22 protein-coding genes, 1 other RNA gene and 1 pseudogene are annotated in these 22,600 nt (G+C 38.0%); 16 read left to right on the forward strand and 8 right to left on the reverse strand.

Annotation, left to right across the window (positions count from 1 at the left end):
* The first annotated feature begins 1 nt into the window (after nucleotide 1).
* The 5 genes from PYW42_RS04865 (at nucleotide 2) to PYW42_RS04885 (ending at nucleotide 4,295) form a co-directional block, all read left to right on the forward strand.
* Nucleotides 2-862: an L-ribulose-5-phosphate 3-epimerase gene (locus PYW42_RS04865; protein ID WP_002410357.1), complete on the forward strand. Its 861-nt coding sequence runs from the start codon at nucleotides 2-4 to the stop codon at nucleotides 860-862.
* Entirely contained in the window at nucleotides 852-1,562 is a 711-nt protein-coding gene (locus PYW42_RS04870) for an L-ribulose-5-phosphate 4-epimerase (protein WP_002409869.1), read from the forward strand. Before PYW42_RS04865 ends, PYW42_RS04870 begins: the two co-directional genes overlap by 11 nt.
* A gap of 256 nt (nucleotides 1,563-1,818) precedes the next feature.
* Nucleotides 1,819-2,307, forward strand: a complete 489-nt coding sequence (gene cbpB, locus PYW42_RS04875) for a cyclic-di-AMP-binding protein CbpB (RefSeq protein ID WP_002358013.1) — start codon at nucleotides 1,819-1,821, stop codon at nucleotides 2,305-2,307.
* 80 nt (nucleotides 2,308-2,387) lie between these two features.
* Complete coding sequence (dapD, locus tag PYW42_RS04880; RefSeq protein WP_002358012.1) at nucleotides 2,388-3,089, forward strand: 2,3,4,5-tetrahydropyridine-2,6-dicarboxylate N-acetyltransferase; 702 nt, start codon at nucleotides 2,388-2,390, stop codon at nucleotides 3,087-3,089.
* Between the two features lie 36 nt (nucleotides 3,090-3,125).
* Nucleotides 3,126-4,295: an N-acetyldiaminopimelate deacetylase gene (locus tag PYW42_RS04885; RefSeq protein ID WP_002393436.1), complete on the forward strand. Its 1,170-nt coding sequence runs from the start codon at nucleotides 3,126-3,128 to the stop codon at nucleotides 4,293-4,295.
* Between the two features lie 44 nt (nucleotides 4,296-4,339).
* On the opposite strand, the gene PYW42_RS04890 is transcribed toward PYW42_RS04885, so the two are convergent.
* Nucleotides 4,340-5,260: a mechanosensitive ion channel family protein gene (locus PYW42_RS04890; protein WP_002382128.1), complete on the reverse strand. Its 921-nt coding sequence runs from the start codon at nucleotides 5,258-5,260 to the stop codon at nucleotides 4,340-4,342.
* Between the two features lie 169 nt (nucleotides 5,261-5,429).
* On the opposite strand from PYW42_RS04890, the gene PYW42_RS04895 reads away from it, so the two are divergent.
* Nucleotides 5,430-5,792, forward strand: a complete 363-nt coding sequence (locus PYW42_RS04895) for a hypothetical protein (RefSeq protein WP_002358008.1) — start codon at nucleotides 5,430-5,432, stop codon at nucleotides 5,790-5,792.
* 28 nt (nucleotides 5,793-5,820) lie between these two features.
* Nucleotides 5,821-6,693 (forward strand): aldo/keto reductase, encoded by an 873-nt coding sequence (locus PYW42_RS04900; RefSeq protein ID WP_002382129.1) that lies wholly within the window; start codon nucleotides 5,821-5,823, stop codon nucleotides 6,691-6,693.
* Nucleotides 6,694-6,743: 50 nt separating this feature from the next.
* Here PYW42_RS04900 and PYW42_RS04905 read toward each other — a convergent pair.
* Nucleotides 6,744-7,454 (reverse strand): annotated as a pseudogene (locus tag PYW42_RS04905) (gamma-glutamyl-gamma-aminobutyrate hydrolase family protein).
* A 153-nt stretch (nucleotides 7,455-7,607) separates the two neighbouring features.
* A complete protein-coding gene (gene gloA, locus PYW42_RS04910) occupies nucleotides 7,608-7,982 on the reverse strand; it encodes a lactoylglutathione lyase (RefSeq protein ID WP_002409866.1) in 375 nt (124 codons plus the stop codon).
* Nucleotides 7,983-8,130: 148 nt separating this feature from the next.
* Between gloA and PYW42_RS04915 the strand changes: the two genes are divergently transcribed.
* A complete protein-coding gene (locus PYW42_RS04915; RefSeq protein WP_002358001.1) occupies nucleotides 8,131-8,577 on the forward strand; it encodes an NUDIX hydrolase in 447 nt (148 codons plus the stop codon).
* A gap of 63 nt (nucleotides 8,578-8,640) precedes the next feature.
* On the opposite strand, the gene yidA is transcribed toward PYW42_RS04915, so the two are convergent.
* The 3 genes from yidA to PYW42_RS04930 are packed head-to-tail and all read right to left on the reverse strand — an operon-like array spanning nucleotide 8,641 to nucleotide 11,654.
* Nucleotides 8,641-9,453 carry a sugar-phosphatase gene (yidA, locus tag PYW42_RS04920; RefSeq protein ID WP_002409865.1) on the reverse strand — a complete coding sequence of 271 codons (813 nt, stop codon included), beginning with the start codon at nucleotides 9,451-9,453 and terminating at the stop codon, nucleotides 8,641-8,643.
* Nucleotides 9,454-9,471: 18 nt separating this feature from the next.
* On the reverse strand, nucleotides 9,472-10,842 hold the full coding sequence (locus tag PYW42_RS04925) for a dNTPase (protein ID WP_002357999.1): 1,371 nt from the start codon (nucleotides 10,840-10,842) through the stop codon (nucleotides 9,472-9,474).
* Entirely contained in the window at nucleotides 10,839-11,654 is an 816-nt protein-coding gene (locus PYW42_RS04930) for a lipoate--protein ligase family protein (protein ID WP_002390086.1), read from the reverse strand. Before PYW42_RS04930 ends, PYW42_RS04925 begins: the two co-directional genes overlap by 4 nt.
* Before the next feature lie 331 nt (nucleotides 11,655-11,985).
* On the opposite strand from PYW42_RS04930, the gene PYW42_RS04935 reads away from it, so the two are divergent.
* From PYW42_RS04935 to PYW42_RS04945, 3 genes are all read left to right on the forward strand, one after another.
* Nucleotides 11,986-12,423, forward strand: a complete 438-nt coding sequence (locus PYW42_RS04935) for a YwiB family protein (RefSeq protein ID WP_002382132.1) — start codon at nucleotides 11,986-11,988, stop codon at nucleotides 12,421-12,423.
* A gap of 76 nt (nucleotides 12,424-12,499) precedes the next feature.
* Nucleotides 12,500-13,117: a DNA-directed RNA polymerase subunit delta gene (rpoE, locus tag PYW42_RS04940; RefSeq protein WP_002357996.1), complete on the forward strand. Its 618-nt coding sequence runs from the start codon at nucleotides 12,500-12,502 to the stop codon at nucleotides 13,115-13,117.
* A 307-nt stretch (nucleotides 13,118-13,424) separates the two neighbouring features.
* Nucleotides 13,425-15,035, forward strand: a complete 1,611-nt coding sequence (locus tag PYW42_RS04945) for a CTP synthase (protein ID WP_002409864.1) — start codon at nucleotides 13,425-13,427, stop codon at nucleotides 15,033-15,035.
* Between the two features lie 40 nt (nucleotides 15,036-15,075).
* Here the strand turns inward: PYW42_RS04945 and PYW42_RS04950 are convergent, their stop codons facing one another.
* Entirely contained in the window at nucleotides 15,076-17,412 is a 2,337-nt protein-coding gene (locus PYW42_RS04950; RefSeq protein WP_002409863.1) for a PBP1A family penicillin-binding protein, read from the reverse strand.
* Nucleotides 17,413-17,453: 41 nt separating this feature from the next.
* Nucleotides 17,454-18,071: a Holliday junction resolvase RecU gene (gene recU / locus PYW42_RS04955; protein WP_010730750.1), complete on the reverse strand. Its 618-nt coding sequence runs from the start codon at nucleotides 18,069-18,071 to the stop codon at nucleotides 17,454-17,456.
* Nucleotides 18,072-18,133: 62 nt separating this feature from the next.
* Between recU and PYW42_RS04960 the strand changes: the two genes are divergently transcribed.
* From PYW42_RS04960 to PYW42_RS04980, 5 genes are all read left to right on the forward strand, one after another.
* A complete protein-coding gene (locus PYW42_RS04960; RefSeq protein ID WP_002360568.1) occupies nucleotides 18,134-18,676 on the forward strand; it encodes an SLOG family protein in 543 nt (180 codons plus the stop codon).
* 93 nt (nucleotides 18,677-18,769) lie between these two features.
* Nucleotides 18,770-19,180 (forward strand): cell division regulator GpsB, encoded by a 411-nt coding sequence (gene gpsB / locus PYW42_RS04965; RefSeq protein WP_002357990.1) that lies wholly within the window; start codon nucleotides 18,770-18,772, stop codon nucleotides 19,178-19,180.
* Between the two features lie 107 nt (nucleotides 19,181-19,287).
* Nucleotides 19,288-19,656: RNase P RNA component class B (gene rnpB, locus PYW42_RS04970), an RNA gene on the forward strand.
* Nucleotides 19,657-19,893: 237 nt separating this feature from the next.
* Entirely contained in the window at nucleotides 19,894-21,057 is a 1,164-nt protein-coding gene (locus tag PYW42_RS04975; protein WP_002357989.1) for a THUMP domain-containing class I SAM-dependent RNA methyltransferase, read from the forward strand.
* A gap of 18 nt (nucleotides 21,058-21,075) precedes the next feature.
* A complete protein-coding gene (locus PYW42_RS04980; protein WP_002384705.1) occupies nucleotides 21,076-22,572 on the forward strand; it encodes a carboxypeptidase M32 in 1,497 nt (498 codons plus the stop codon).
* Nucleotides 22,573-22,600 lie beyond the last annotated feature (28 nt).

Raw genomic sequence — 22,600 nt, forward strand, 5'->3', positions numbered from 1 at the left:
AATGGCACGAATTGGACTGTATGAAAAAGCACTCCCGCAAAATTTAACTTGGGCAGAACGATTAACATGGGCCAAAAAGTTAGGGTTTGATTTTTTAGAAATGTCAATTGATGAATCCGATGAACGTTTAGCACGATTGGCTTGGACACCAAGCCAGTTACAAGAACTTTATCAATTAATGGTGAAAGAAGATTTTTTTATCCATTCTTTGTGTTTAAGTGGTCATCGGCGGTTTCCTTTAGGCTCTTTAAATAAAGAAACACGTGAAAAAGGGCGGAAAATTTTATCTCAAGCGATTCGTTTGGCTCATCAATTAAACATACGGGTAATTCAAATAGCTGGCTATGACGTCTTTTACGAAGAAAAAACTGCCGAAACAAGGGAATTTTTTCTTCAAGGTCTGAAAAAGGGCGTTGAGGAAGCTGCACAATACGGTGTCATTCTGGCTGTTGAGATTATGGATGACCCTTTTATGAATAGCATACAAAAATTTCTAGAAATTAAGGAACAAATTCCGTCTCCTTTTTTGCATGTTTATCCTGATTTAGGTAATTTGTCTGCTTGGCCGGAAAATAATCCGGCGGTTGAGCTTGAAAAGGGAATTGCTGAAATCGCTGCTATTCACTTAAAAGATACCTTCGCTGTAACAGACACATTTGAAGGGAAGTTTCGGGAAGTTACTTTTGGAGAAGGCTGTGTTGATTTTACAGGCTTATTAAAAACACTCAAGCGGTTAAACTATAGTGGTCCTTTTTTAATTGAAATGTGGAATGAAACGGATTTGAATTTTCAAGAAAAAATTCAAGCCGCGCAGCAGTATCTCTATCCCAAATTAGCAGAGGTGGGTTATTATGAACAATAAAGCGATCATCCAAGCAATGAAACAACGTGTTTATGAAGCGAATCTGGCTTTGCCAAAACTGGGCTTAGTCAAATTAACGTGGGGCAATGTTAGTGAAATCAATCGGACATTAGGGATTATCGTAATTAAACCAAGCGGCGTCAAGTATCAAGAAATGACCAAGGAACAGATGGTAGTGACTGATTTAAACGGACAACTATTGGAAACCAATGCATTAAAGCCGTCTTCTGATTTACCCACGCATCTTTATCTTTATCAAAAAATGCCAGAAATTGGAGCGATTGCGCACACGCACTCCCTGAATAGTGTTACGTGGGCTCAAGCAGGGCGAGCCTTACCTCCTTACGGTACCACCCATGCGGATGCTTTTTATGGCGCTGTACCTTGCACAAGAGCGCTCTCTGAAAGTGAAATTAAAGAAAACTATGAAGAAGAGACTGGCAAAGTCATTGTTGAAACATTTCATGAACAAGAACTAGATCCTTTAGCAATTCCAGGAGTGCTAGTTTATGGACATGGCCCATTTACTTGGGGAATGACTCCGGAAAAAGCAGTTGAAAACAGCTTGATTTTAGATGAAATCTGTTCAATGGCACGTTTGACGGAAATAATTAATCCAGCTGTTGAACCAATTGATCATTTTTTATTGGATAAACACTATCTTAGAAAACATGGGATTTCCGCTTATTATGGTCAGTGATGGCTGTGATGAAACGTGTGAAAAAGAAGGATAATTGACTGATTAATTGGTCTTTTATAAAAACTTAGTTGTCTGTTATGGGACAACTAAGTTTTTATTTTTTTGAGAAAGCGTTCTCTTTTTTTGGGGAGAATAGAACAAAACGTTAATTTTCGTTTGTTAAGTTATGAAGAATTTGCGAATTCCAAGACTTTTTCCGCAGAATTAGGTACAATAAGTTACGTGTTAAAGAATTAGAAATGGAGGCAACCCAATCATGATAGGGACTGCTGTAAAAGAATTATTATTAGAAAAACAAGAAACATTTTTAGTACCCGCTGAAAATGTCGCCAATGTAATGTGTTTAAATCCGTTAAGTCACGCGGCATTAGTCTTATCGCAAGTTCGCTATTCCAAGATTCCTGTGTTAGATAAGGGAGATCGCTTTGTTGGCTTAATCGGCTTGACAGACGTTGTAGATAAAATGTTTGATTTGACTTCAGTGGATTTTGAAAAATTGAATGAATTTACTGTGGCCGATGTAATGGAAGTCAATGTTCCTGTAATTGGTGAATCGTGGGATTTAGAAGAAGTGTTACATTTATTAGTAGATGCTTCTTTTTTACCAGTGGTTGATGATAATCAACGCTTTAAAGGTATCATTACACGCAAAGAAATTTTAAAAGCGGTCAATCATATGGCGCATGAATTAGAAAAACATCATCTTGTTCTGCCTAAATCAGAAGAAGAAATGAAAGTAATTTAAATAAAACGCAAGAAACTCTTTACTTTTTTCTCATAAATGCGTTATTCTGTATGATAACACGAAGTAAAGGAGTGCTGTGATTGGACGCATATGAGATTATTCAGTATATTGGCGATGCCAAAAAGCAAACGCCTGTTAAAGTAACACTGAAAGGGCAATTAAAAGAAGTCACGTTTCCGGAAACAATTAAGGTCTTTAATAATTGTAAAACTGGGACATTGTTTGGCGATTGGGCTGACGTAAAACCTTTTTTAGAAGCAAACAAAGAAAAAATTGAGGATTATGTTGTAGAAAACGATGCACGTAACTCAGCAATTCCTTTTCTTGATCTGAAAGACATTAATGCTCGGATTGAACCAGGTGCTTTGATTCGCGAAAAAGTTGAAATTGGCGATCAAGCGGTGATTATGATGGGGGCTATTCTAAATATTGGCGCCGTCGTTGGTGCAGGGACTATGATCGATATGGGCGCTGTTTTGGGCGGTCGTGCAACTGTAGGGAAGCATTGTCATATTGGCGCAGGAACGGTTTTAGCTGGTGTCATTGAACCACCAAGTGCCGCACCTGTGGTTATTGAAAACGAGGTTGTCATTGGAGCGAATGCGGTCGTACTAGAAGGGGTTCGTGTTGGTGAAGGTGCCGTTGTGGCTGCTGGGGCAGTAGTTGTGGAAGACGTTCCAGCGCATACCGTTGTTGCAGGCGTGCCAGCAAAAGTAATTAAACAAATTGATGATAAAACCAAGAGTAAAACAGAGATTTTAGAAGAATTACGTAAACTCTAAAAATAAATTAGTCAGTCGCGATGAAGAAACTTCTTCATGGCGGCTTTCGATTACCCAAAAAATGAAGGAGTGGCTTTTGTGGAGCAAGAAGAATTAATTGCGATTAGACGGCAACTACATCAAATACCTGAAATCGGTTTAGAAGAAAAGGAAACACAAGCCTTTTTACTTAATGAAATTGATAAAATGAAGCAACCTTATCTGCAAGTTCGAACATGGCAAACTGGGATTTTAGTCTTCATAGAAGGCAAAAATCCTCAGAAAACCATCGGCTGGCGTGCTGATATTGATGGTTTACCTATTCAAGAGGAAGTGGTTTCTGCTTTTCAATCAAAACGACCAGGGTTTATGCATGCCTGTGGGCACGATTTTCACATGACAATCGGTTTAGGGGTTTTGAAAGAATTAAGTCAACAGCAACCAGACAATAACTTTTTATTTTTATTTCAACCTGCTGAAGAAAATGAAGCAGGTGGGATGTTGATGTATGAAGACCATGCGTTTGGTGAGTGGTTACCTGATGAATTTTATGCGCTTCATGTTAATCCTGATTTGCCAGTCGGAACTATTAGTACCAGAGTAGGGACATTGTTTGCTGCCACTTGTGAAGTGAACATTACCTTAAAAGGAAAAGGTGGACATGCGGCTTTTCCACATCAAGCAAATGATATGGTCTTGGCGGCTACCAATTTAATTCAGCAAGCGCAAACGATCGTTAGTCGAAATGTTGATCCTGTGGTTGGGGCAGTCGTTACTTTTGGGACTTTTCATGCAGGGACTGCCTGCAATGTGATTGCCGAAGAAGCAACTTTATCTGGTACAATTCGCACATTGACAGCAGAAACGAATGAACAAACGCAGCGAAGAATTCGCGAAATTAGTGAAGGTATTGCGCAATCTTTTCAATGTGAAGTAACTGTTCATCTTGATCAGAAAGGGTATTTACCTGTAGTGAATGAGCCCGCATGTACCACGAATTTTATTGAATATATAAGCAAACAAGCAACAGTTCAATTTCAACAAGCACCGGTTGCAATGACAGGTGAAGATTTTGGCTATCTATTGTCTAAAGTCCCAGGCACGATGTTTTGGTTAGGCGTGGCAAGTCCCTACAGCCTTCATTCTGCTAAGTTTGAACCCAACGAAGAGGCGTTATTGTTTGGAGTGGAGGCAGTTAGTGGCTTTTTAAAATCATTGGACAATTAGAAAAACAGCCACCAGATAACTAATAAGTATCTGGTGGCTGTTTTTTATTTTGCAATAATGGGCGTATTGGGAATCGTAAAGCCGGCCTCTGTTAATGCTTTGATATATTGGGCTAGAAATTCTTCTTTGACCGCAAATTGTTTGCCGTTTAGTACATACATGGTCGTTCGCACCGCAAAGTTGCCATTGCCTAAATCGACCATACCAAAAATATCTGGCCCAGTTTGAATACTTTCGATATACTTTTCTTTTAATGTTTCATTGACTTCTGTAATCACTTCACAAATTTTTTCATAACCTTCTTCAGGATTGATGCGGACATCAATTAACACTTGCATATTGGCACGAGACAGGTTACTGATTGTGGTGATGTTTCGGTTTGGAATAAAATGAACAGTTCCATCAACCGCTTTAATTTGAGTGGTTCGTAATCCGACAGAAGTAACTGTTCCTTCAATATTTAACGCCAATAAGCGAATATAATCGCCTACATCCATTTGTTGTTCTAAAATAATGAAAAATCCGGTAATTAAGTCATTCATGAATCCTTGAGCCCCTAAACCAATGGCAACACCGGCAATTCCCGCTCCAGCTAATAATGAGCCAACAGGCACACCGACAATGGTCAAAAGAGAATAGATGAAGAAAAAGAACAGCGTATATTGAAATGCATTAATGATTAAAGTGTGTAATGTTTTTAAACGGCTTTCACTAAAATGTTGCTTTTTACTATAATTTGCATAGGTGCGATCAATTAAATATTTCCCGATTCGCTGAATAATAAAAAATAGAAAAATTAAAAATAAAATTGATAAACTTTTTTCAATTAAGGTAGCGACAATGGCATCCCAATTAATATTGTTCCAAAAGCGTTGTAGCGCGCTCACTTTTTTTACGGTCGCTTCTGCTAAATCAGGAGCAGAAGAATCGACTGTTTCAGTACTGGCTAAACCAAGTATCAACATAAAAATCCAACTTTCTCTAAAATTTCTTCTTTTAGTATACTAAATCTCTCGGCGAAAGGGGAAGAAAATAGAAAGTTTTTTTAAAGACTTAACATGTTTTTTTAGGAATGTTATAATTTTGTAAATAAATAATATATTTTATAATTTTGTTAAAGGTTGTGAGTGCTGCGTGAAAGTTTCAATTGAATGGGCAAAAAATGATTTACTTTCTAAATTACCTGTAACAATTTTTATTGATGAGCGATGTGCTACTCGCTTGACGGCTGACAAGCGACGAACATTTATCTTCCATAATCCAGTCGCTTTACGATTAGGGAGTCGTTTTTTTAGTAGTCAGATAATCGAAATTGCGGAATCATGTACATTGAAAGTTTCCTTTAATTGGTCCTGTGTTTATCTCTTTTGTATCTGGTTACTTGCAGTTAAACTGTGGATTGGAAGCGTTAGCGGTCGAACAATTGTAGTTGTGGCACTAATCGGAGTGCTGACCTATTGGCGTCGTTATTTATTAAAAATAAAGAAAATGACCTGACAAGTCGTGATTGTTTCATGAAAGAAGAATGCGTAGTATACTAAAAGTAATGAAAATGAAGGGACTGAAGAAACACATGACTTTGGATAAAACAAAAAAATTAGCAAATGGCAATGAAATGCCACGCCTAGGTTTAGGCGTTTGGCGTGTAGAAGATGGCTCAGAAGCAACAAATTCAGTAAAATGGGCTTTAGAAGCGGGTTATCGCTTGATTGATACGGCAGCCGTTTATAAAAACGAAGCAGGGGTGGGCGAAGGCATTCGTCAATCGGGTATTCCCCGCGAAGAAATTTTCGTGACGACGAAATTATGGAATGAAGATCAAGGCTATGAAAATGCGATTAAAGCGTTTGATAAAAGCTTAGAAAAATTAGGGCTAGACTATGTTGATTTATATTTAATTCACTGGCCTGTTGCTGGTAAATATAAAGAATCATGGAAAGCATTAGAAGAAATTTACGCAAGTGGTCGTGCCAAAGCAATTGGCGTTTCCAATTTTCATCAACATCATTTGGAAGATTTATTAACAGAAGCAAATGTTGTGCCAATGGTGGATCAAATTGAATTACATCCTACGTTAACACAAGAACCGCTACGAAAATATTTAGCCGAAAATAAGATTGCCGTGGAGGCTTGGTCTCCTCTAGGACAAGGTAATTTATTATCTGAACCAGTACTAGTGAAAATTGGTGAAAAATATGGTAAATCAGCGGCCCAAGTGATTATTCGTTGGCACTTACAAAATGATATTATCGTGATTCCTAAATCTGTTCACGAAAAAAGAATTCAGGAAAATTTTGCTGTCTTTGATTTTGAATTAACACCAGAAGAAATAACCGCAATTAATCAGTTAAATAAGGATCATCGTTTTGGTGCAGATCCAGATAATTTTGATTTTTAAGTATGATAGCAAGTAAAAACGGAGGGGCGAAAGACGTCCCTCCGTTTTTACTATAATTTTTGAACAAAGTAGTTAAAGAGTGCTTGGGATTTGGCATCACGTGCGTACATTAGTTCAGGATGCCATTGAACAGCTAATAAAGGCTGCTGTTCATTTGTTGATTCCACTGCTTCTGCAAGGCCATCAGAGGACCAAGCAGTAACGCGTAAATCTTTTCCTAAAGTATGTAGTGCTTGGTGATGGTACGAGTTGACTTGACCAGTTGTACCATATATGTTTGATAATTGACTGTCTGGTTCAACATCAATACGATGCGTCGCAAAGATTGGTTGAGTGGGTTGTTGTCCGTGCTTAACTGACCATTGAGGATACATCGATAAATCTTGATATAATGTGCCACCTAAAGCAACATTGACTAATTGCATTCCACGGCAAACCGCAAAAATAGGTTTGTTTTGTTTTAAGGCTTCTTCAATTAGGGCTAACTCAAACTCGTCACGATCACGATTCGTTTCTTCTAATTTTATATGGGGTTCTTGTCCGTAAAATTCAGGGGCAACATCTTAACCGCCTGCTAAAAGTAGTTTATCAATTTGTTGTATATACGTAGCGGCTAATTCTTTGGGGCCAATTGGCAAAACGAGAGGAACGCCACCTGCGGCTTGAACAGCGCTAACAAAACCTTGTGGGGTGTAAGTCACTTGGTTACCGTGAAACACTTCAGCTGCCTGCAAAAGTTGATTGCCAGCGATTCCAATAATTTTTTTGTCATAATAACATCACATCCTCAATAAATTCATACGTTCTATTGTAGCACTTTTTTTGAAAAAAGTGTTTGAGAAGAAGTCGAGACAAGTTTTGTCTCGGACAGCTCTCAAACACAAAAAGCTCAGTAAGTGAACAAGTGAAACTTTTTAACGTTCACGAATGACTTCGATTTTATAACCATCTGGGTCGACAACAAAGTAATAAGATGGTGCAGTTCCAGGTAAGCCTTTTAAGTCAGTGACAGTTAAGCCAGCCACTTGATGTTTTTCGTGTAATCCTTCTAAATCATCTGTACTGATGGCGATATGACCATAACCGTTTCCTAAATCGTATGCTTCATGATCATAATTATAAGTTAGTTCTAGTTCGTAGTCGTCTCCTGGTAAAGTTAGATAAACCAAAGTAAATTTATTTTCTGGAAAATCACGACGGCGACTTTCTTCAAAATTGAAGGCTTTTTGATAGAAATCTAATGATGCCTCTAAATCTTTTACACGCACACATGTATGAGCCATTTTCATAGTTAAAAACTCCCTTTCAAACTTAATTATATTTCCAACGTTAATAGTAGCATAGATAAACGTGAAATGTAGAGAAAAACGCTTGGTTTCTGACTTGTTCTAAAGGAATTTCTCAGGTAAAATAGATGAAAAGAGAAGAGGTGCGCCAATGAAAACGCCAACGTTTGGAAAAAGAGAAGAGACATTGACCTATCAAACAAGATATGCTGCATACATTATTGTTTCAAAGCCAGAAAATAACACAATGGTTCTGGTACAAGCGCCAAATGGAGCTTATTTTTTACCAGGAGGCGAAATTGAAGGCACCGAAACGAAAGAAGAAGCGATCCATCGAGAAGTGCTAGAAGAATTGGGAATAAGTGTAGAAATTGGCTGTTATTTAGGGGAAGCTGATGAATATTTTTATTCGAACCATCGCCAAACTGCCTATTATAATCCTGGATATTTTTATGTAGCGAATACTTGGCGGCAACTTAGCGAACCCTTAGAAAGGACCAATACTTTACACTGGGTTGCACCAGAAGAAGCAGTCCGTTTATTAAAAAGAGGAAGCCACCGTTGGGCCGTTGAAAAATGGCTAGCGGCAGCATCATAAAATAACGAATAACCCTCAATCTATGTTGATTAGATTGAGGGTTATTGTTATTGAAAAGAATGTTTAAATTAAAACCATTTTTTCAATAATTTGAGCGACACCATCTTCGTCATTACTAGTGGTATGCACATCGGCAATTGTTTTAACATTTTCTGTCGCATTGCCCATCGCAACACCAATCCCAGCGTAATCAATCATGGATAAGTCATTTTCATTGTCACCAATGGCCATCACTTCGTTTTTATTTAAGCCTAAATGGTCTGCCAATTTTGCTAGAGCATTGCCTTTGCTAGCATTTTTATTCATGATTTCATAGTAAAAAGGCGTACTTTTAACAGTCGTATATTTTTCGGTAAAATGTAATGGTAATTTTGCAATGGCAGGATCTAAAACTTCCGGCTCATCAATCATCATCATTTTAATAATGTTCATCTCTGGTGTCATTTCATCCACCGTACGATATTTCAAAGGCATGTTCACTAAAGATGCTTCGTGAATCGTATATTTACCAATATTGCGATTGGCAGTGTAAATAGCGGAATCATCAATTGTGTGCAAGTGAGCGCCGACTTTACGAGAATACATTTCAATTTCTAAAAAATCCTCATAACTCAAGGTATAGCGTGAAATAATCGTATTATCTTTGGTTGCTTGGACAAGCGAACCGTTGTAGGTAATCACGAAATCATTTTCACCATATAAGGCTAATTCATCCAATTGTTCTTTCACGCCTGGCAAAGGACGGCCTGTACATAAAACAATACGAACGCCTTGCTCATTTGCTTTTTGGAGCGCTTCTTTGACCCGTGGGGTAATCTTGTGTTGTGAATTTAGCAATGTTCCGTCGATATCAATAGCAACTAACTTAATTGACATAGAATCCTCCTAGAAAACCTATTTTTTTAAAACTAACGCACCATTATGAATGTAACTTGAAAACTCACGATACGTCTCATCAAATAAATCGTAATGTTTTTTATTTCCTTGGTCAAGCATTTCTTTAGGGAAATAGAAACGTTCATCTCCTTGACTTTGACCAGCAAGTGCTGCAACTAGGGGACTAACCGTTGCCAATTCCACTAATGAGCCATCTTTTTGCATCAATTCAATTTGTGTACGATGACGGTCTTTATTTGGACGATAAAAATCGTAAGGTAAATCATAGCTTGAATTAATGGCAGTATAATATTTAGGGTTGAAACCAACTTTTTCAATCAATTCCCTTAAATAAGCAATCGTTGCTGCGCTCTCTTTTTCGTTCGTAAAGGTGGCTGACTTCAGAGGCTTACGCATAAGGAAACGTTTGGCTAAATCACCTAGAATTGAATCAGGCACATCCATCCATTGTGTAAAGTACGTAGAGAGGACGCCATCATCCAATTTTAAATATTCTTGTAAGGTGAAGTCCCCTTTAAAGAATGGTACAAGCAGAGAGGCTTGTAAATCATAGTCAAATTCAGGGTTTTCAAATAATTCTTTCGCCCGATGCAATAAATGATCAAGAATCACTTCCATCCCACGAGAAACAGGGTGGAAATAGACTTGGACATACATTTGATAACGACTAACGATATAGTCTTCCACCGCATGCATCCCATTCATAGCAAAGGCAATGCCTCCTTTGTAGGGTCGAATCACACGTAAAATTCTAGTTAAATCGAAGGTTCCGTATTCAGTCCCTGTAAAGTAAGCATCACGTAACAGATAGTCCATACGATCGGCATCAATTTGACTAGAAATCATTTGCACCACTTGAGGATTTGGGTATTGTTTAGTAATAACGCTGGCGACTTTTTCAGGAAAATCTGCCGAAACACGATTTAAAATTTGATAGACTTCCGTTTCTGGTGAGGTGATGATTTGGACCGTGATTGCTTCATGGTTTGTATCAAAAATATGCTCGAATGTATGTGAATAAGGACCATGACCGACATCATGTAATAAAGCTGCGCAAAGTGTAATCAAGCGCTCGTCGTCATTCCAGCCGTTTTCACCTAATCGTTCCACAGAGTAGTTACGTTGGAAAATCTCACAAATCCGACGTGTAATTTCGTAAACACCCAAAGAATGGGAAAAACGACTATGTTCGGCACCGTGAAACGTAAAAGAAGAAGTACCTAGTTGCTTAATGCGACGTAATCGTTGCACTTCAGCAGAATTAATAAGGTCTAAAATCACTTGATGTTGGACATGAATATAATTATGGACGGGATCACGGAAAACTTTTTCGATTGGTAATCGTTGCTCTTTATACGGAATCGTCATACGATCTCTCCTTTAATTAAGGCGTTTCGTTGCGCCATTTTTTCCAGCTGGACAGTTAAATTTGTTTGGAACCATTCTGAGGTTATAATTGGTTCGGTTAAGTTTGGATCAATAGATTTTTCAAATTGTTGAGGTAATGCTTCGATTAAACGGGTTTTTACGGCGTCTATTGTTAATGGAGTCTCAATCAGCGTTTCTAAATTTGCCATCACTGCTGGATCAACGGGTGGATAGCCATTTTCACCAAATTGTTCTTGTAAGCCAGCAAGGTAAAAGTCTCGAACCACTTCTCCACGAGCAAGTTGATTGCCGTTAACGCTGATGTAAATCATGACAGCAATACCGTCTTTGACGCGTCGTTGGGCAATCCCTGCAAACTTTTGACCGCCAATACTTAAATCATAAGTACCGGGACAATAGGATGTAGTAATTTCAAAGGCGTCAATCTCTTTCTCCGGAAAACTCTGACGGAGCCAAGCCCACATTAATTCATAAGCCGCATCGATACTTAATTTGTGTTCAGAATTATTTGGTAAAATAAGTGAAACATTTAAAATACCCGAATCGGCAATCACCCCTAAACCGCCGGCATTGCGAACGACTACAGAATAATCGTTTTCTTGCAGAGAAGCGATGCCTTCTTTTAGATGTGGTACACGGGTATCTTTCATGCCAAGAATCATTGCTTGATCCAATTGCCAGAAATGAATGATTGGTTGGTGCTGCATTCCTGAAAAAGTGGTTAAAACATCGGTCAAGGCAAAAGGTAAAAAATAGTCACTGTTTGTTAAACAACCTGAATCAAGGAGCATAAATGATTCGGTGTGAAGGGGAAAAGTTGTGCTCATAAAAAACGTCCTGTCTATTTATAATTACGTCATTTAATACGTTTATTTTCTTACTCTCTCTTATATTATATACAAAAAACGCAAAAAAGCATGTTATATAAACGAATTCTGAAGGAATTCTCTAAAATAGTAAACGGTTTTCTTATTAAATAGATGAAACAAATGCTTGCAACCCGTGAAAAGAGCTTATACAATAAGAAAAGGTACATAAGCAAGGAAAAATTGACTTTAGTTGACAAATACATTGAAAAAGTCAACAATAAGAAAGTTATATTTTGGAAAAGGAGTGACCATTATGGATTTATCAACAGGCGTTCCTGTATCGATTCAACTAAAAACGATTGTCCAACAAGGCAACGAACAAAAAGATTTTTTCTTTGACTTAGAAGGTCAATTAGTAAAAATGGGTGATACATTATACATTCGTTACAAAGAAGAATTATTAGAGGATACAGAACCAACCCCCGTAACCATTAAAATTGAACCAGACGGGCATGTTCAGCTGATTCGTGCCGGCGAATTACGGATGCGTTTAAGATTTGGCTATCAGGAAAAATTAGATACAAGTTATCGAACCCCTTATGGCTTGCTACAGATTAGTACGTTTACACATAATTTGCGTGTTAGTTTAAAAGATCAACCAATGTCTGGTAAGATTTTAGTTGATTATGATTTATACTCTCAAACAGAGCGAATCGGAGAATATCATTTAGAATTAGAATTTACTGCATAAATATTGCAGAATAGAATTGATTTTTTTTCAATGTTTTTGTATGATAAGGAGTAGACTGTGAAAGGACGTGTACCTCTTGGAAATTAATGTATTTGAAGGGTTAAACAAAAAAGAATTATCCATGATTGAAGTAGCACACGCTATTTTAGAACAACATGCAGATGTAATGGATTTTTCTGATTTAGTTAACCAAATCCAAAATTATCTTGGCAAGTCTGATAGTGAAATTCGTGACCAATTAGCACAATTTTATACAGATTTAAACATCGACGGTAGCTTTATATCATTGGGAGACAATCGTTGGGGCTTACGTTCATGGTATCCAATCGATTCAATCGATGAAGAAGTTACACATGGCTTGGAAGAAGACGAAGAAGATGCACCACGTCGTAGAAAACGTAAAAAAGTAAATGCCTTCATCACTAATCCAAACGATGAAGATGTAATTGACTATAACGATGACGATCCAGAAGATGCTGAATTAACAAATGATGATGAAGAAGACATCTTGTACGATGATGAAGAAGATGAAGATGAAGAAATCAAAGCATACAACTCTGACTTACAAGAGATTGGTGCAGATTCAGACGATGATGAAGAAGACATTCCGCAAATCGAAGAAGATTTAACAATCATTGATGACGATGATGTTGAAGATGAAGACGATTTTGATGACGAATATTCTGAAGAGTAAGAAACCAAAAAGCTTGATTCCTAAGAAGGAGTCAAGCTTTTTAGTTGAATGCTTAAGAAAAATGAGAAAATAGAAAAAATTATTTTCTTGAATAGAAGTACTTGACCTGATGTCCGTTTGCTTGTATTATACTACTTGGGCACCTTTAAGAAGGTCAGAAGTTTGAACGAACTTACAAGCTCCCTATTCGTAATGGATAGGGAGCTTTTCTATTTTTGTTTCTTTTTTATTTGGAGAAACGTAAGAGTCTCAAAGTTGTTTTACTTCTCTCTACAAAATATTATCAAAGAAAGGGTTTTTAACTATTATGACAAAATACATCTTTGTTACAGGTGGCGTGGTTTCTTCTATCGGAAAAGGGATTGTCGCAGCATCTTTAGGACGATTATTAAAAAATCGTGGATTAAAAGTAACGATTCAAAAATTCGATCCATATATTAATGTGGATCCGGGGACAATGAGTCCTTACCAACATGGAGAGGTTTTTGTCACAGATGATGGTGCCGAAACAGATTTGGACTTAGGTCACTATGAACGTTTTATTGATATTAACTTAAATAAATACTCAAACGTAACCACTGGAAAAATTTATTCAGAAGTCTTACGTAAAGAACGTAAAGGGGAATACTTAGGTGCAACAGTGCAAGTTATTCCACACATTACCAATGAAATCAAAGAAAAAATCATGCGTGCAGCGAAAATGACGGATGCCGATGTGATTATCACAGAAGTAGGTGGTACTGTCGGCGACATCGAATCATTACCTTTCCTAGAAGCATTGCGCCAAATGAAAGCTGATATGGGTAGTGACAACGTAATGTACATCCATACAACCTTGATTCCTTACTTAAAAGCGGCTGGCGAAATGAAAACTAAACCAACACAACATAGTGTCAAAGAATTAAGAAGTTTAGGGATTCAACCAAATATTTTAGTGGTCCGTACGGAATTACCTGTTTCTCAAAACACTAAAAACAAATTAGCACAATTCTGTGATGTTAATCCGGAAGCGGTAATTGAATCTCGTGATGTTGAAACGTTATACTCCATTCCATTAGCACTTCAAGCACAAAACATGGATCAAATTGTTTGTGATCATTTAAAATTGGATGCACCGGCTGCAGACATGACTGAGTGGCGTGCATTAGAAGAAAAAGTTCTTAACTTGAAAAAGAAAACAAAAATTGCGCTGGTTGGTAAATATGTTGAATTACCAGATGCCTATATTTCTGTTGTAGAAGCATTAAAACATGCTGGGTTTGATTTTGATTCAGATATCGAAATTGATTGGGTTGATTCACAAGAATTAACTGCTGAAAATGTCGCTGAAAGAATTGGTTCAGCAGATGGTATTTTGGTTCCTGGTGGTTTTGGTGATCGTGGAATTGAAGGAAAAATTGAAGCGATTCGTTTTGCTCGCGAAAATGACGTACCATTCCTTGGTATTTGTTTAGGTATGCAAATGGCCTGTGTAGAATTTGGTCGTAACGTTGTGGGCTTAGAAGATGCTGGTTCTGCAGAAACTAATCCTGACGTGACAATTAACATTATTGATTTAATGGCAGATCAAGAAAACATCGAGAATTTAGGTGGCACACTACGTTTAGGTTTATATCCATGTAAATTGAAAAAAGGAACGAAAACTGCGGCAGCATACGGAAATGAAGATGTTGTCCAAGAACGTCACCGTCATCGTTATGAATTTAACAACAAATATCGTCAATTATTTGAAGAAAATGGCTTAGTTTTCTCTGGAGTTTCACCAGATAATCGTTTAGTTGAGATTGTTGAAATTCCTGAAAAACAATTCTTTGTGGCTTGTCAATTCCACCCAGAATTAATTTCTCGTCCAAATCGCCCACAACGCTTAATCAAAGGATTTGTTGGTGCAGCTTTGGCAAATAAAGAAAGTAAATAAGCAAAAATGGACGAAGTGATTCAGTTCACTTCGTCCATTTTTATGCTGCTTTATTTTCATCTGGTTTAGAACTACTTTCAGGTGGTTGCGGCGGTTCTTGTGAACTAGAACTTGATGGTTCAGGTGGTTGTTCCGATGTTGCCGGTTGCTCTGCTGAGGAAGAGCTTGCCGGTTGTTCGGTTGAGGGTGGCGCTTCAGAGGAAGAAGGCGCACTTTCTGAACTAGAACTTGATGAACTTTCCGCTTCTTTTGTGGAAGAGGATTCCACCGTACTGCTAGATTCCGGCTGTGGTGCTGAAGAGGTAGTACTTGGTAAAACTTGTACATTTGGTACCTCATAGGCATCTTTCACGTATAATTCATTACCTACCCGCACAACACTGTCTGGCTGCACCCAGTCATCGTTTGAAACATTTTGAGACAAGTAACTCATTATTTCACGATAAACATCCGAGGCAATCCCATAGTATTCTTGATAGATTGGTGTATTTCGATCATTGTATCCAGTCCAAACAGAAACGGCATAGTGTGTTGTATAACCAACAAAGGTACTATCCGGGGCAATTCCTTTTTCTGTTGTGCCCATTCGCGCTAAATCTTCATCAGTATAGTTAGAAGTCCCTGTTTTGGCCGCTTGGATTAAGCCTGGAATGGCGCCGTTAAATCCTGTTCCGCCGTTTAAAACATCTTTTAACATATCCGTCATCATATAAGCGGTAGAGTCTTTCATCGCACGTTTACCATCAGGTTGATAATCAACGCTAGTTCCATCATTGAAAACGACTTTGTTTACGTAATACGGTTTGTTGTATATCCCGTTATTGGCGAAAGCCGCATAAGCTGCTGCTAACTTCAATGAGGAAATTCCATATTTATCGCCATCTACATCGCTTGTGTTACTTGAAATGGCATTCGAGGCTTCTAAGTTTTTATAGTCAATTCCTAGTCCTTTAATGAAAGGCATGATGTTTTCTTTACCAACTTCATCAAACGTCTGGACCGCGGTCGTGTTACGAGAACCCATAATCGCACGGCGCATAGTAATGACGCCTTGATATGTTAAATCAGAGTTGAAGACATCAATGTCGGTACCAGGATATTTCGTTGGTTTATCCACCATGAGGCGACCTGTCGAATAATTTAAATTCTCAATTGCGGGACCATAATCCATGATTGGTTTCACGGTTGAACCAACATCACGTTGGGTGTTAACAGCTAAATTGTTTCCTAATTGCACATCATCAGGAATGTGACGACCACCAATTTGTGCTCGGACCTGTCCAGAGGCAACATCAATAACGGTTGAAGCTACTTGCATTTTATCATCTGGAAACGCAACGTATTGATCACTGTTGACAATATCGTAAAGTTGTTTTTGGGCATTCATATCTAAGTTTGTGTAGATATCTAGTCCGTCTGTGTAAACATTTTTGCCAGTTTTTGCTTTCACTTCATTGATTACTTCTTTGACGTAATTATCTACGACTTTTCGATTGTCATCACTGGCTTTTAATGGCACTAAGCCTTCATCGATTGGGGTCGCTTTGGCTTTTTCGTACTCTGCTTTCGAGATTTTTTTATTGTCGTACATTGTGTAGAGTACAACATCCCGACGTTCTTTAGCAGTATCTGGTTTTGTATAGGGATCGTATGAGTTTGGCGCTTGTGGCATTCCTGCCAGTAGGGCCGTTTGTGGTAAATCAAGTTCAGATAAATGTTTACCATAATAATTTTCAGCCGCTGTTTCCATTCCATAAAAACCATTCGCCATGTAGACTTTGTTAATGTAGTAAGTTAAAATTTCTTCTTTTGATTTTTCACGTTCTAAACGAACAGCCATCCATGCTTCTTGTGCTTTCCGTTTCAAGGTTTGGTCAGATTCTTTTGTAGAGAAGTAGGACAATTTAATTAATTGTTGGGTTAAGGTACTTCCGCCTTGTAATCCACCATTTTTGACATTTGAAAGGGCAGAACCGATAATCCGAATCGGATCCACACCAATGTGTTTATAGAAACGACGGTCTTCGACAGAAACAATGGCATCTTTTAATAATTGAGGCACATCATTTGGTTGAATTAATTCACGCTTTTCTGCGCCTAAATCCTCAAAAATTTCATTATTAATATCGTAAAGCTTCGATGAAACTGTCGCATTCAGTTTGTCATCTTCTAATTTTGGGGCTTGTCGTGCATAGAACCAAAAAAGACCAACGCCTGCTAAAAAAACGACCATCCCAGCGATAAGTAAGCCAAGAAAGATTTTTAAAACAAGCCGTTTTTTCTTTTTCGGCGGTTGTGTCTTTTTCTTGTAACTCGACTTCGATGAGGTGTTGGATGCATGTCTAGCAGCTCGCGAGCCTGAATTTGCGGTTGGCATAAATAGCAACTCCTTTGTTATACTTTCAAAACTTTATGAATCTAGTGTGTCTGAATATATTGTTCCACTGCGTCGAGATAAGGGATTCGCGGTGCGATTCCAAAAGATAATTCAATTCCTTCTTTCTCGATGAGTGCAAGCGGCATAGATTTTTTTCCAGTAACTGCTTGGTTTTTCCAATGCGTTATTAGATTTTCACCACTAAAAAAGAAGCAGCGTTTTAAGCTTGAAAACCATAATAGCACAAAACAAATCCCTTGTTGTGCTATACATTGTTCCATATGATCAATTTGATGTTGATGAAAATTTTTAAAGGGAAAGGACGTGGTATTTTTCGTTTCTTTCGCTTCAAAATCTATGTAACGGCCTTGATATACACCGTTATAATCAGTCGTTGAAGCTTGTCTAAAGTAGGCCTCCTTAATAACAGCCGCACTTCGTTTGGGATAATCTACTTTAACAATTTGAACAGGAGTGGGTTTCTTATGAACGACTGCTTGCTTATTCAATAGATAATATTGATTGCTTTGATTGATCGCTTCTTCGAAATCCATCCCACGATTACCAAATTCAACGGGGCGTTTCTTTTTTACTTGTTTTTTTGGTGATTGTGCTTCATGATGATTATAAGGTATTCCGTTAGGATAATGGAACGACACGTTTATCACACTCCTAGCCTGTATTATACCAAAAAAAAGACCTGAAAGAAAAGGGATGACTTATGGAAATGATAAAAACCCTCTATGTCACCGGTTATCGCAGCTTTGAATTGGGGATATTTCAAGGAAAAGACCCGAAAATCACAGTTATTAAAAATGTCTTAAAAAAAGAGTTAGCCAGTTATATTGAAGCGGGAGTAGAATGGATTTTGATTTCTGGCAATTTAGGTGTTGAACTTTGGACAGCTGAAGTAGTTGGGGAATTAAAAACGGAATATCCAGAAGTCCAGCTAGGTTTGCTTTATCCATTTAAAGACTTTGGCAATAATTGGAATGAACAAAATCGAGAACTGTTAACGAAAGCGGAAAGTTTGGCTGATTATATCAACTCAGTAAGTCACCAGCCCTATCAATCGCCAGCACAATTAAAAATGCATACAAAATTTCTTTTGGAACATTCTGGGGGCAGCTTACTTATTTATGACAAAGAGTACCCTGGCAAAACGGAGTATTTTTTAAAGGATGCACAACATTTTTCGGAACGAGAACCCTATGATATTCGCTTAATTACAATGGATGATTTACAAAACTCGGTGATTGATTAGAGAATCTGTTTGATTTTCTAGCTATTTTTCGTTACAATAGTATTTGTGGAACTATGAAATTTTCTATCGTAAATAAACAAATGAGGTGTAAACATGGCAAATTTAGTATATAGTCCTAAAGACATTTTACAAAAAGAATTTAAAACGAAAATGATGAACGGGTATGACCCAATTGAAGTAGACGAATTTTTAGACAATGTCATTAAAGACTACGAAGCTTATAATAAAGAATTATTAAGCTTGCAAGAAGAAAACAGCCGCTTAATGGCAAAATTAGACCAATTATCAAAAGCCCAACCAACGCCTCGTGTTGCTCAAGAAGTACCAAAAAGTGCAGCAGTGACCAACTTTGATATTTTAAAACGTTTATCAAACTTAGAGCGTGAAGTTTTTGGTAAAAAGTTAGATGAAACACCTTCAACACCTGTAACGCCTTCCGCACCGTCAATGACTGCAGAACCAGCGAACCATGATGTTGATAATGCACAAACACGTCAATTTTAACAAGACAATTTAAGTCAAGTTTTCACGAGGAACAAAAAGCATTTGTTAGAATAGCGGACACTTGTTGTAGTGTGTAAATTTTTGCTGTTCGTTTAAACAGGTTTGTAATTTTCGGGTGATCGCGGTTTGCTTTTGCAAGCTGAGGAAAGTCCATGCTCGCACAAGCTGAGATGCTTGTAGTGTTCGTGCTTAGCGAAATCATAAGCTAAGGTACTCTTTTAGAGTAACGGCAGGAAAAATGACTAAGGTTTCGACTATGTCAAAGTATCCTTGAAAGTGCCACAGTGACGAAGCGATGTGGGAAACTCCATCGGTGGAACGCGGTAAACCCCTCGAGCGAGCAACCCAAACAATGGTAGGGGCGCTCTTCTAAAGGAAATGAACGAGTAGAAGAGGCAGAGTTTACTCTGCAGATAGATGATGACCGTCACCAATTTTTCCTGAAGAATTGGTGATACAGAACATGGCTTATAGAAAATTACAAGTAATTCAGGAAGACCTTCCAACGTAGTTGTGAAGGCTTTTTTTACGAAAAGAATAAAAAAATGTTAAAATAAAGAAACTGAGATAAAAGTAGTAAGCTGTCTGTTCTAAAGAGGCCGCGACAGGACCGTTTAGTTCAGAGAAAGCGGACAATTATAAAAAACAAGCGGAGCAGTAGTCGGCAGGACTGTTAGCTCCAGACAATAAAAAAGAGTCAAGAAGGAGTTTTTATGACGAAAGAAAAAACATTCAAACTTGTTGCAACGGCTGCTAGTGGCTTAGAAGCATTAGTTGGAAAAGAATTGCGTGATTTAGGGATTCCCTGTGAAGTAGAAAATGGCCGGGCCGTCTTTGAAGGCACTGTTGAAACAATTGCTACTGCCAATTTATGGCTACGGACAGCAGATCGGATTAAAATCGTCGTTGGCGAATTTAACGCCTATAGTTTTGATGAATTATTTGAAAAAGTTAAAGCACTTCCTTGGGAAGATTATTTGCCTTTAGATGCAGAATTTCCAGTTGCAGGTAAATCAATTAAGTCAAAATTGTATAGTGTTCCTGATTGCCAAGCCATCACCAAAAAAGCCATTGTTAACCGTTTAAGAGAAGTTTACCATCGTCCAGCGACGGTGCCCTTAACTGAAACAGGAGCTTTGTTTAAATTAGAAGTGGCTCTGCTAAAAGATAAAGTGACGTTGACGTTGGACACGACTGGGCCAAGTTTATTTAAACGAGGCTATCGCATTGAAAAGGGGGGCGCACCTCTTAAGGAAAACATGGCAGCTGCTTTAGTGATGTTGACCAATTGGCGCAAAGATCGTCCTTTTTATGATCCAGTTTGTGGTTCTGGAACAATTTGTATTGAAGCAGCATTAATTGGCCATAACATTGCCCCTGGCTTTAATCGTAGTTTCACTTGTGAAACATGGGATTGGGTTGATCCAGCAATTTTTGAAAAAGTACGTAACGAAGCCGAGGCAAAGGCAGACTACGATGTTGAATTAGATATCTGTGGTTCAGATGTTGATGGGCGAATGATTGAAGTCGCACGAGCGAATGCTGAGGAAGTTGGTTTAGGTGATTCAATTACCTTTAAACAATTGGCATTAAAAGATTTTACAACCGAGAAGGAATATGGTGTAATGGTAGCTAACCCGCCTTATGGTGAGCGTTTAGGAGAAGAGGAAAGTGTTCGTCGTTTGTATAAAGAAATGGGCCATGTTTTCCGTCCGTTAACTACTTGGAGCAAGTATATACTGACGAGTGATCTTGCTTTTGAAGAATATTATGGTGCCAAAGCTACTAAAAAACGGAAGCTTTACAACGGAGCCTTACGAACAGATTTATTCCAATACTGGGGAACACGTCCACCAAGAAAACCACGGGAAGACTAAGAAAGCTGGTGTAAAAAAATGAAGGAAGCTGTATTTTTACAAGAAGTGAAAGAAATTCAATTACTAAAAAATGCCTTGACATTATTAGACTGGGATTCATCAACTGGGATGCCAGAAAAAAGTAGTCCTTTTCGAGGAGAAGTAGAAGGGTATTTAACCGGATTATATTTTGAACGAAGTATTGGCCCAGTTATTCAAGAAGCATTGGCCTATTTTGAGACACGCCCTGAAGAATTATCTGAATTAGGGAAACTGGTTTTTGAAAAAGTAAAAGAAGAATATGCTTTGAATAAAAATGTTCCAGCTGAACGTATGCAAGAATATGTTAAAGTATTAAACCAAGCACATACAGATTGGTTAAAAGCACGCGCTGCACAAGATTTCGGCTTGTTAGAAGAAACCTTAACGAAGGTCGTTGCGTTCCAAAAAGAGTTCATTCCTTATTGGCAAAAAGAAGAAAAAACTCCGTATGATGTGTTATTAAATCAATTTGAACCAGGGATGACGGTTGAGAAACTAGACCAAGTATTCGACCAAGTAAAACAAGGGATTCAAGAGATTCGGACCGTTTTGGCAGAAAAAGGTACGCCGCCTAGAACTGACTTTTTATCTAGAAAAATGACCAAAGAACAACAACGCCGTTTTGTGATTGGTGTGGTTGAGCAATTAGGCTATGATTTTTCAAAAGGCCGATTAGATGATACAGTTCATCCATTTATGACAGCTCTAAATCGAAATGATGCGCGGATTACTACGCGCTGGGAAGAAAATAATTTCTCAATGGCAACATTTGGTGTGATTCATGAAGCGGGTCATGGGATGTACGAACAAAATTTTGATCCTAAATTTGACTTTACGCCGCTAAGCGAAGGTGCCTCTATGGGGATTCACGAATCACAATCGCTCTTTAATGAAATTATCATTGGTAGCAACCGGGCTTTTTGGCAAAAACAATACCCGTTTTTCCAAGAATGCGCAGAAGGTACTTTTGATGATATTGCTTTTGAAGATTTCTATGCTTCTTTAAAAGAAACGAAAGCAAGTTTGATTCGGATTGATTCCGATAGTCTCACCTATCCTTTGCATATCATTATTCGTTATGAAATTGAAAAAATGTTATTTAATGGTTCTTTGGAAGTCGCTGATTTGCCAAAAGTGTGGAACGAAAAATACCAAGAGTACTTAGGCGTATCACCTGAAAATGATTTAGAAGGTGTCCTTCAAGATGTTCATTGGTCTGGAGGTAGCTTTGGTTATTTCCCATCTTATGCCTTGGGTTATATGTACGCCGCGCAACTATTTCACGCAATGAAACAAGAATTATCTGTTGATGAAATTTTAGCTTCGGAGGATTATTCTGACATCCGTAAATGGTTAACACAACATATTCATCAGTACGGCGCTTCACGTAAACCAAATCAATTAATTTATGATGCAACGGGAGAAGAATTGAATCCTGGTTATTTAATTGATTATATGAAAGCTATTTATTTTGATGTTTATCAAGTGCAATAAGTGAAACAAGCAAGGGGAAGTGGACAAC

Source organism: Enterococcus faecalis (assembly GCF_029024925.1).
Classification (GTDB): domain Bacteria; phylum Bacillota; class Bacilli; order Lactobacillales; family Enterococcaceae; genus Enterococcus; species Enterococcus faecalis.

Coding starts and splice junctions, on each gene's coding strand:
- PYW42_RS04890 (WP_002382128.1), bottom strand. CDS start 5,260: ATGTTGATACTTGGTTTAGCCAGTACTGAAACAGTCGATTCTTCTGCT.
- PYW42_RS04915 (WP_002358001.1), top strand. CDS start 8,131: ATGAAAACGCCAACGTTTGGAAAAAGAGAAGAGACATTGACCTATCAA.
- PYW42_RS04950 (WP_002409863.1), bottom strand. CDS start 17,412: ATGCCAACCGCAAATTCAGGCTCGCGAGCTGCTAGACATGCATCCAAC.
- PYW42_RS04930 (WP_002390086.1), bottom strand. CDS start 11,654: ATGCTCCTTGATTCAGGTTGTTTAACAAACAGTGACTATTTTTTACCT.
- PYW42_RS04960 (WP_002360568.1), top strand. CDS start 18,134: ATGGAAATGATAAAAACCCTCTATGTCACCGGTTATCGCAGCTTTGAA.
- PYW42_RS04980 (WP_002384705.1), top strand. CDS start 21,076: ATGAAGGAAGCTGTATTTTTACAAGAAGTGAAAGAAATTCAATTACTA.
- PYW42_RS04865 (WP_002410357.1), top strand. CDS start 2: ATGGCACGAATTGGACTGTATGAAAAAGCACTCCCGCAAAATTTAACT.
- yidA (WP_002409865.1), bottom strand. CDS start 9,453: ATGTCAATTAAGTTAGTTGCTATTGATATCGACGGAACATTGCTAAAT.
- PYW42_RS04885 (WP_002393436.1), top strand. CDS start 3,126: ATGGCGGCTTTCGATTACCCAAAAAATGAAGGAGTGGCTTTTGTGGAG.
- gpsB (WP_002357990.1), top strand. CDS start 18,770: ATGGCAAATTTAGTATATAGTCCTAAAGACATTTTACAAAAAGAATTT.
- PYW42_RS04925 (WP_002357999.1), bottom strand. CDS start 10,842: ATGACGATTCCGTATAAAGAGCAACGATTACCAATCGAAAAAGTTTTC.
- PYW42_RS04975 (WP_002357989.1), top strand. CDS start 19,894: ATGACGAAAGAAAAAACATTCAAACTTGTTGCAACGGCTGCTAGTGGC.
- PYW42_RS04900 (WP_002382129.1), top strand. CDS start 5,821: ATGCGTAGTATACTAAAAGTAATGAAAATGAAGGGACTGAAGAAACAC.
- cbpB (WP_002358013.1), top strand. CDS start 1,819: ATGATAGGGACTGCTGTAAAAGAATTATTATTAGAAAAACAAGAAACA.
- PYW42_RS04870 (WP_002409869.1), top strand. CDS start 852: ATGAACAATAAAGCGATCATCCAAGCAATGAAACAACGTGTTTATGAA.
- gloA (WP_002409866.1), bottom strand. CDS start 7,982: ATGAAAATGGCTCATACATGTGTGCGTGTAAAAGATTTAGAGGCATCA.
- PYW42_RS04935 (WP_002382132.1), top strand. CDS start 11,986: ATGGATTTATCAACAGGCGTTCCTGTATCGATTCAACTAAAAACGATT.
- PYW42_RS04945 (WP_002409864.1), top strand. CDS start 13,425: ATGACAAAATACATCTTTGTTACAGGTGGCGTGGTTTCTTCTATCGGA.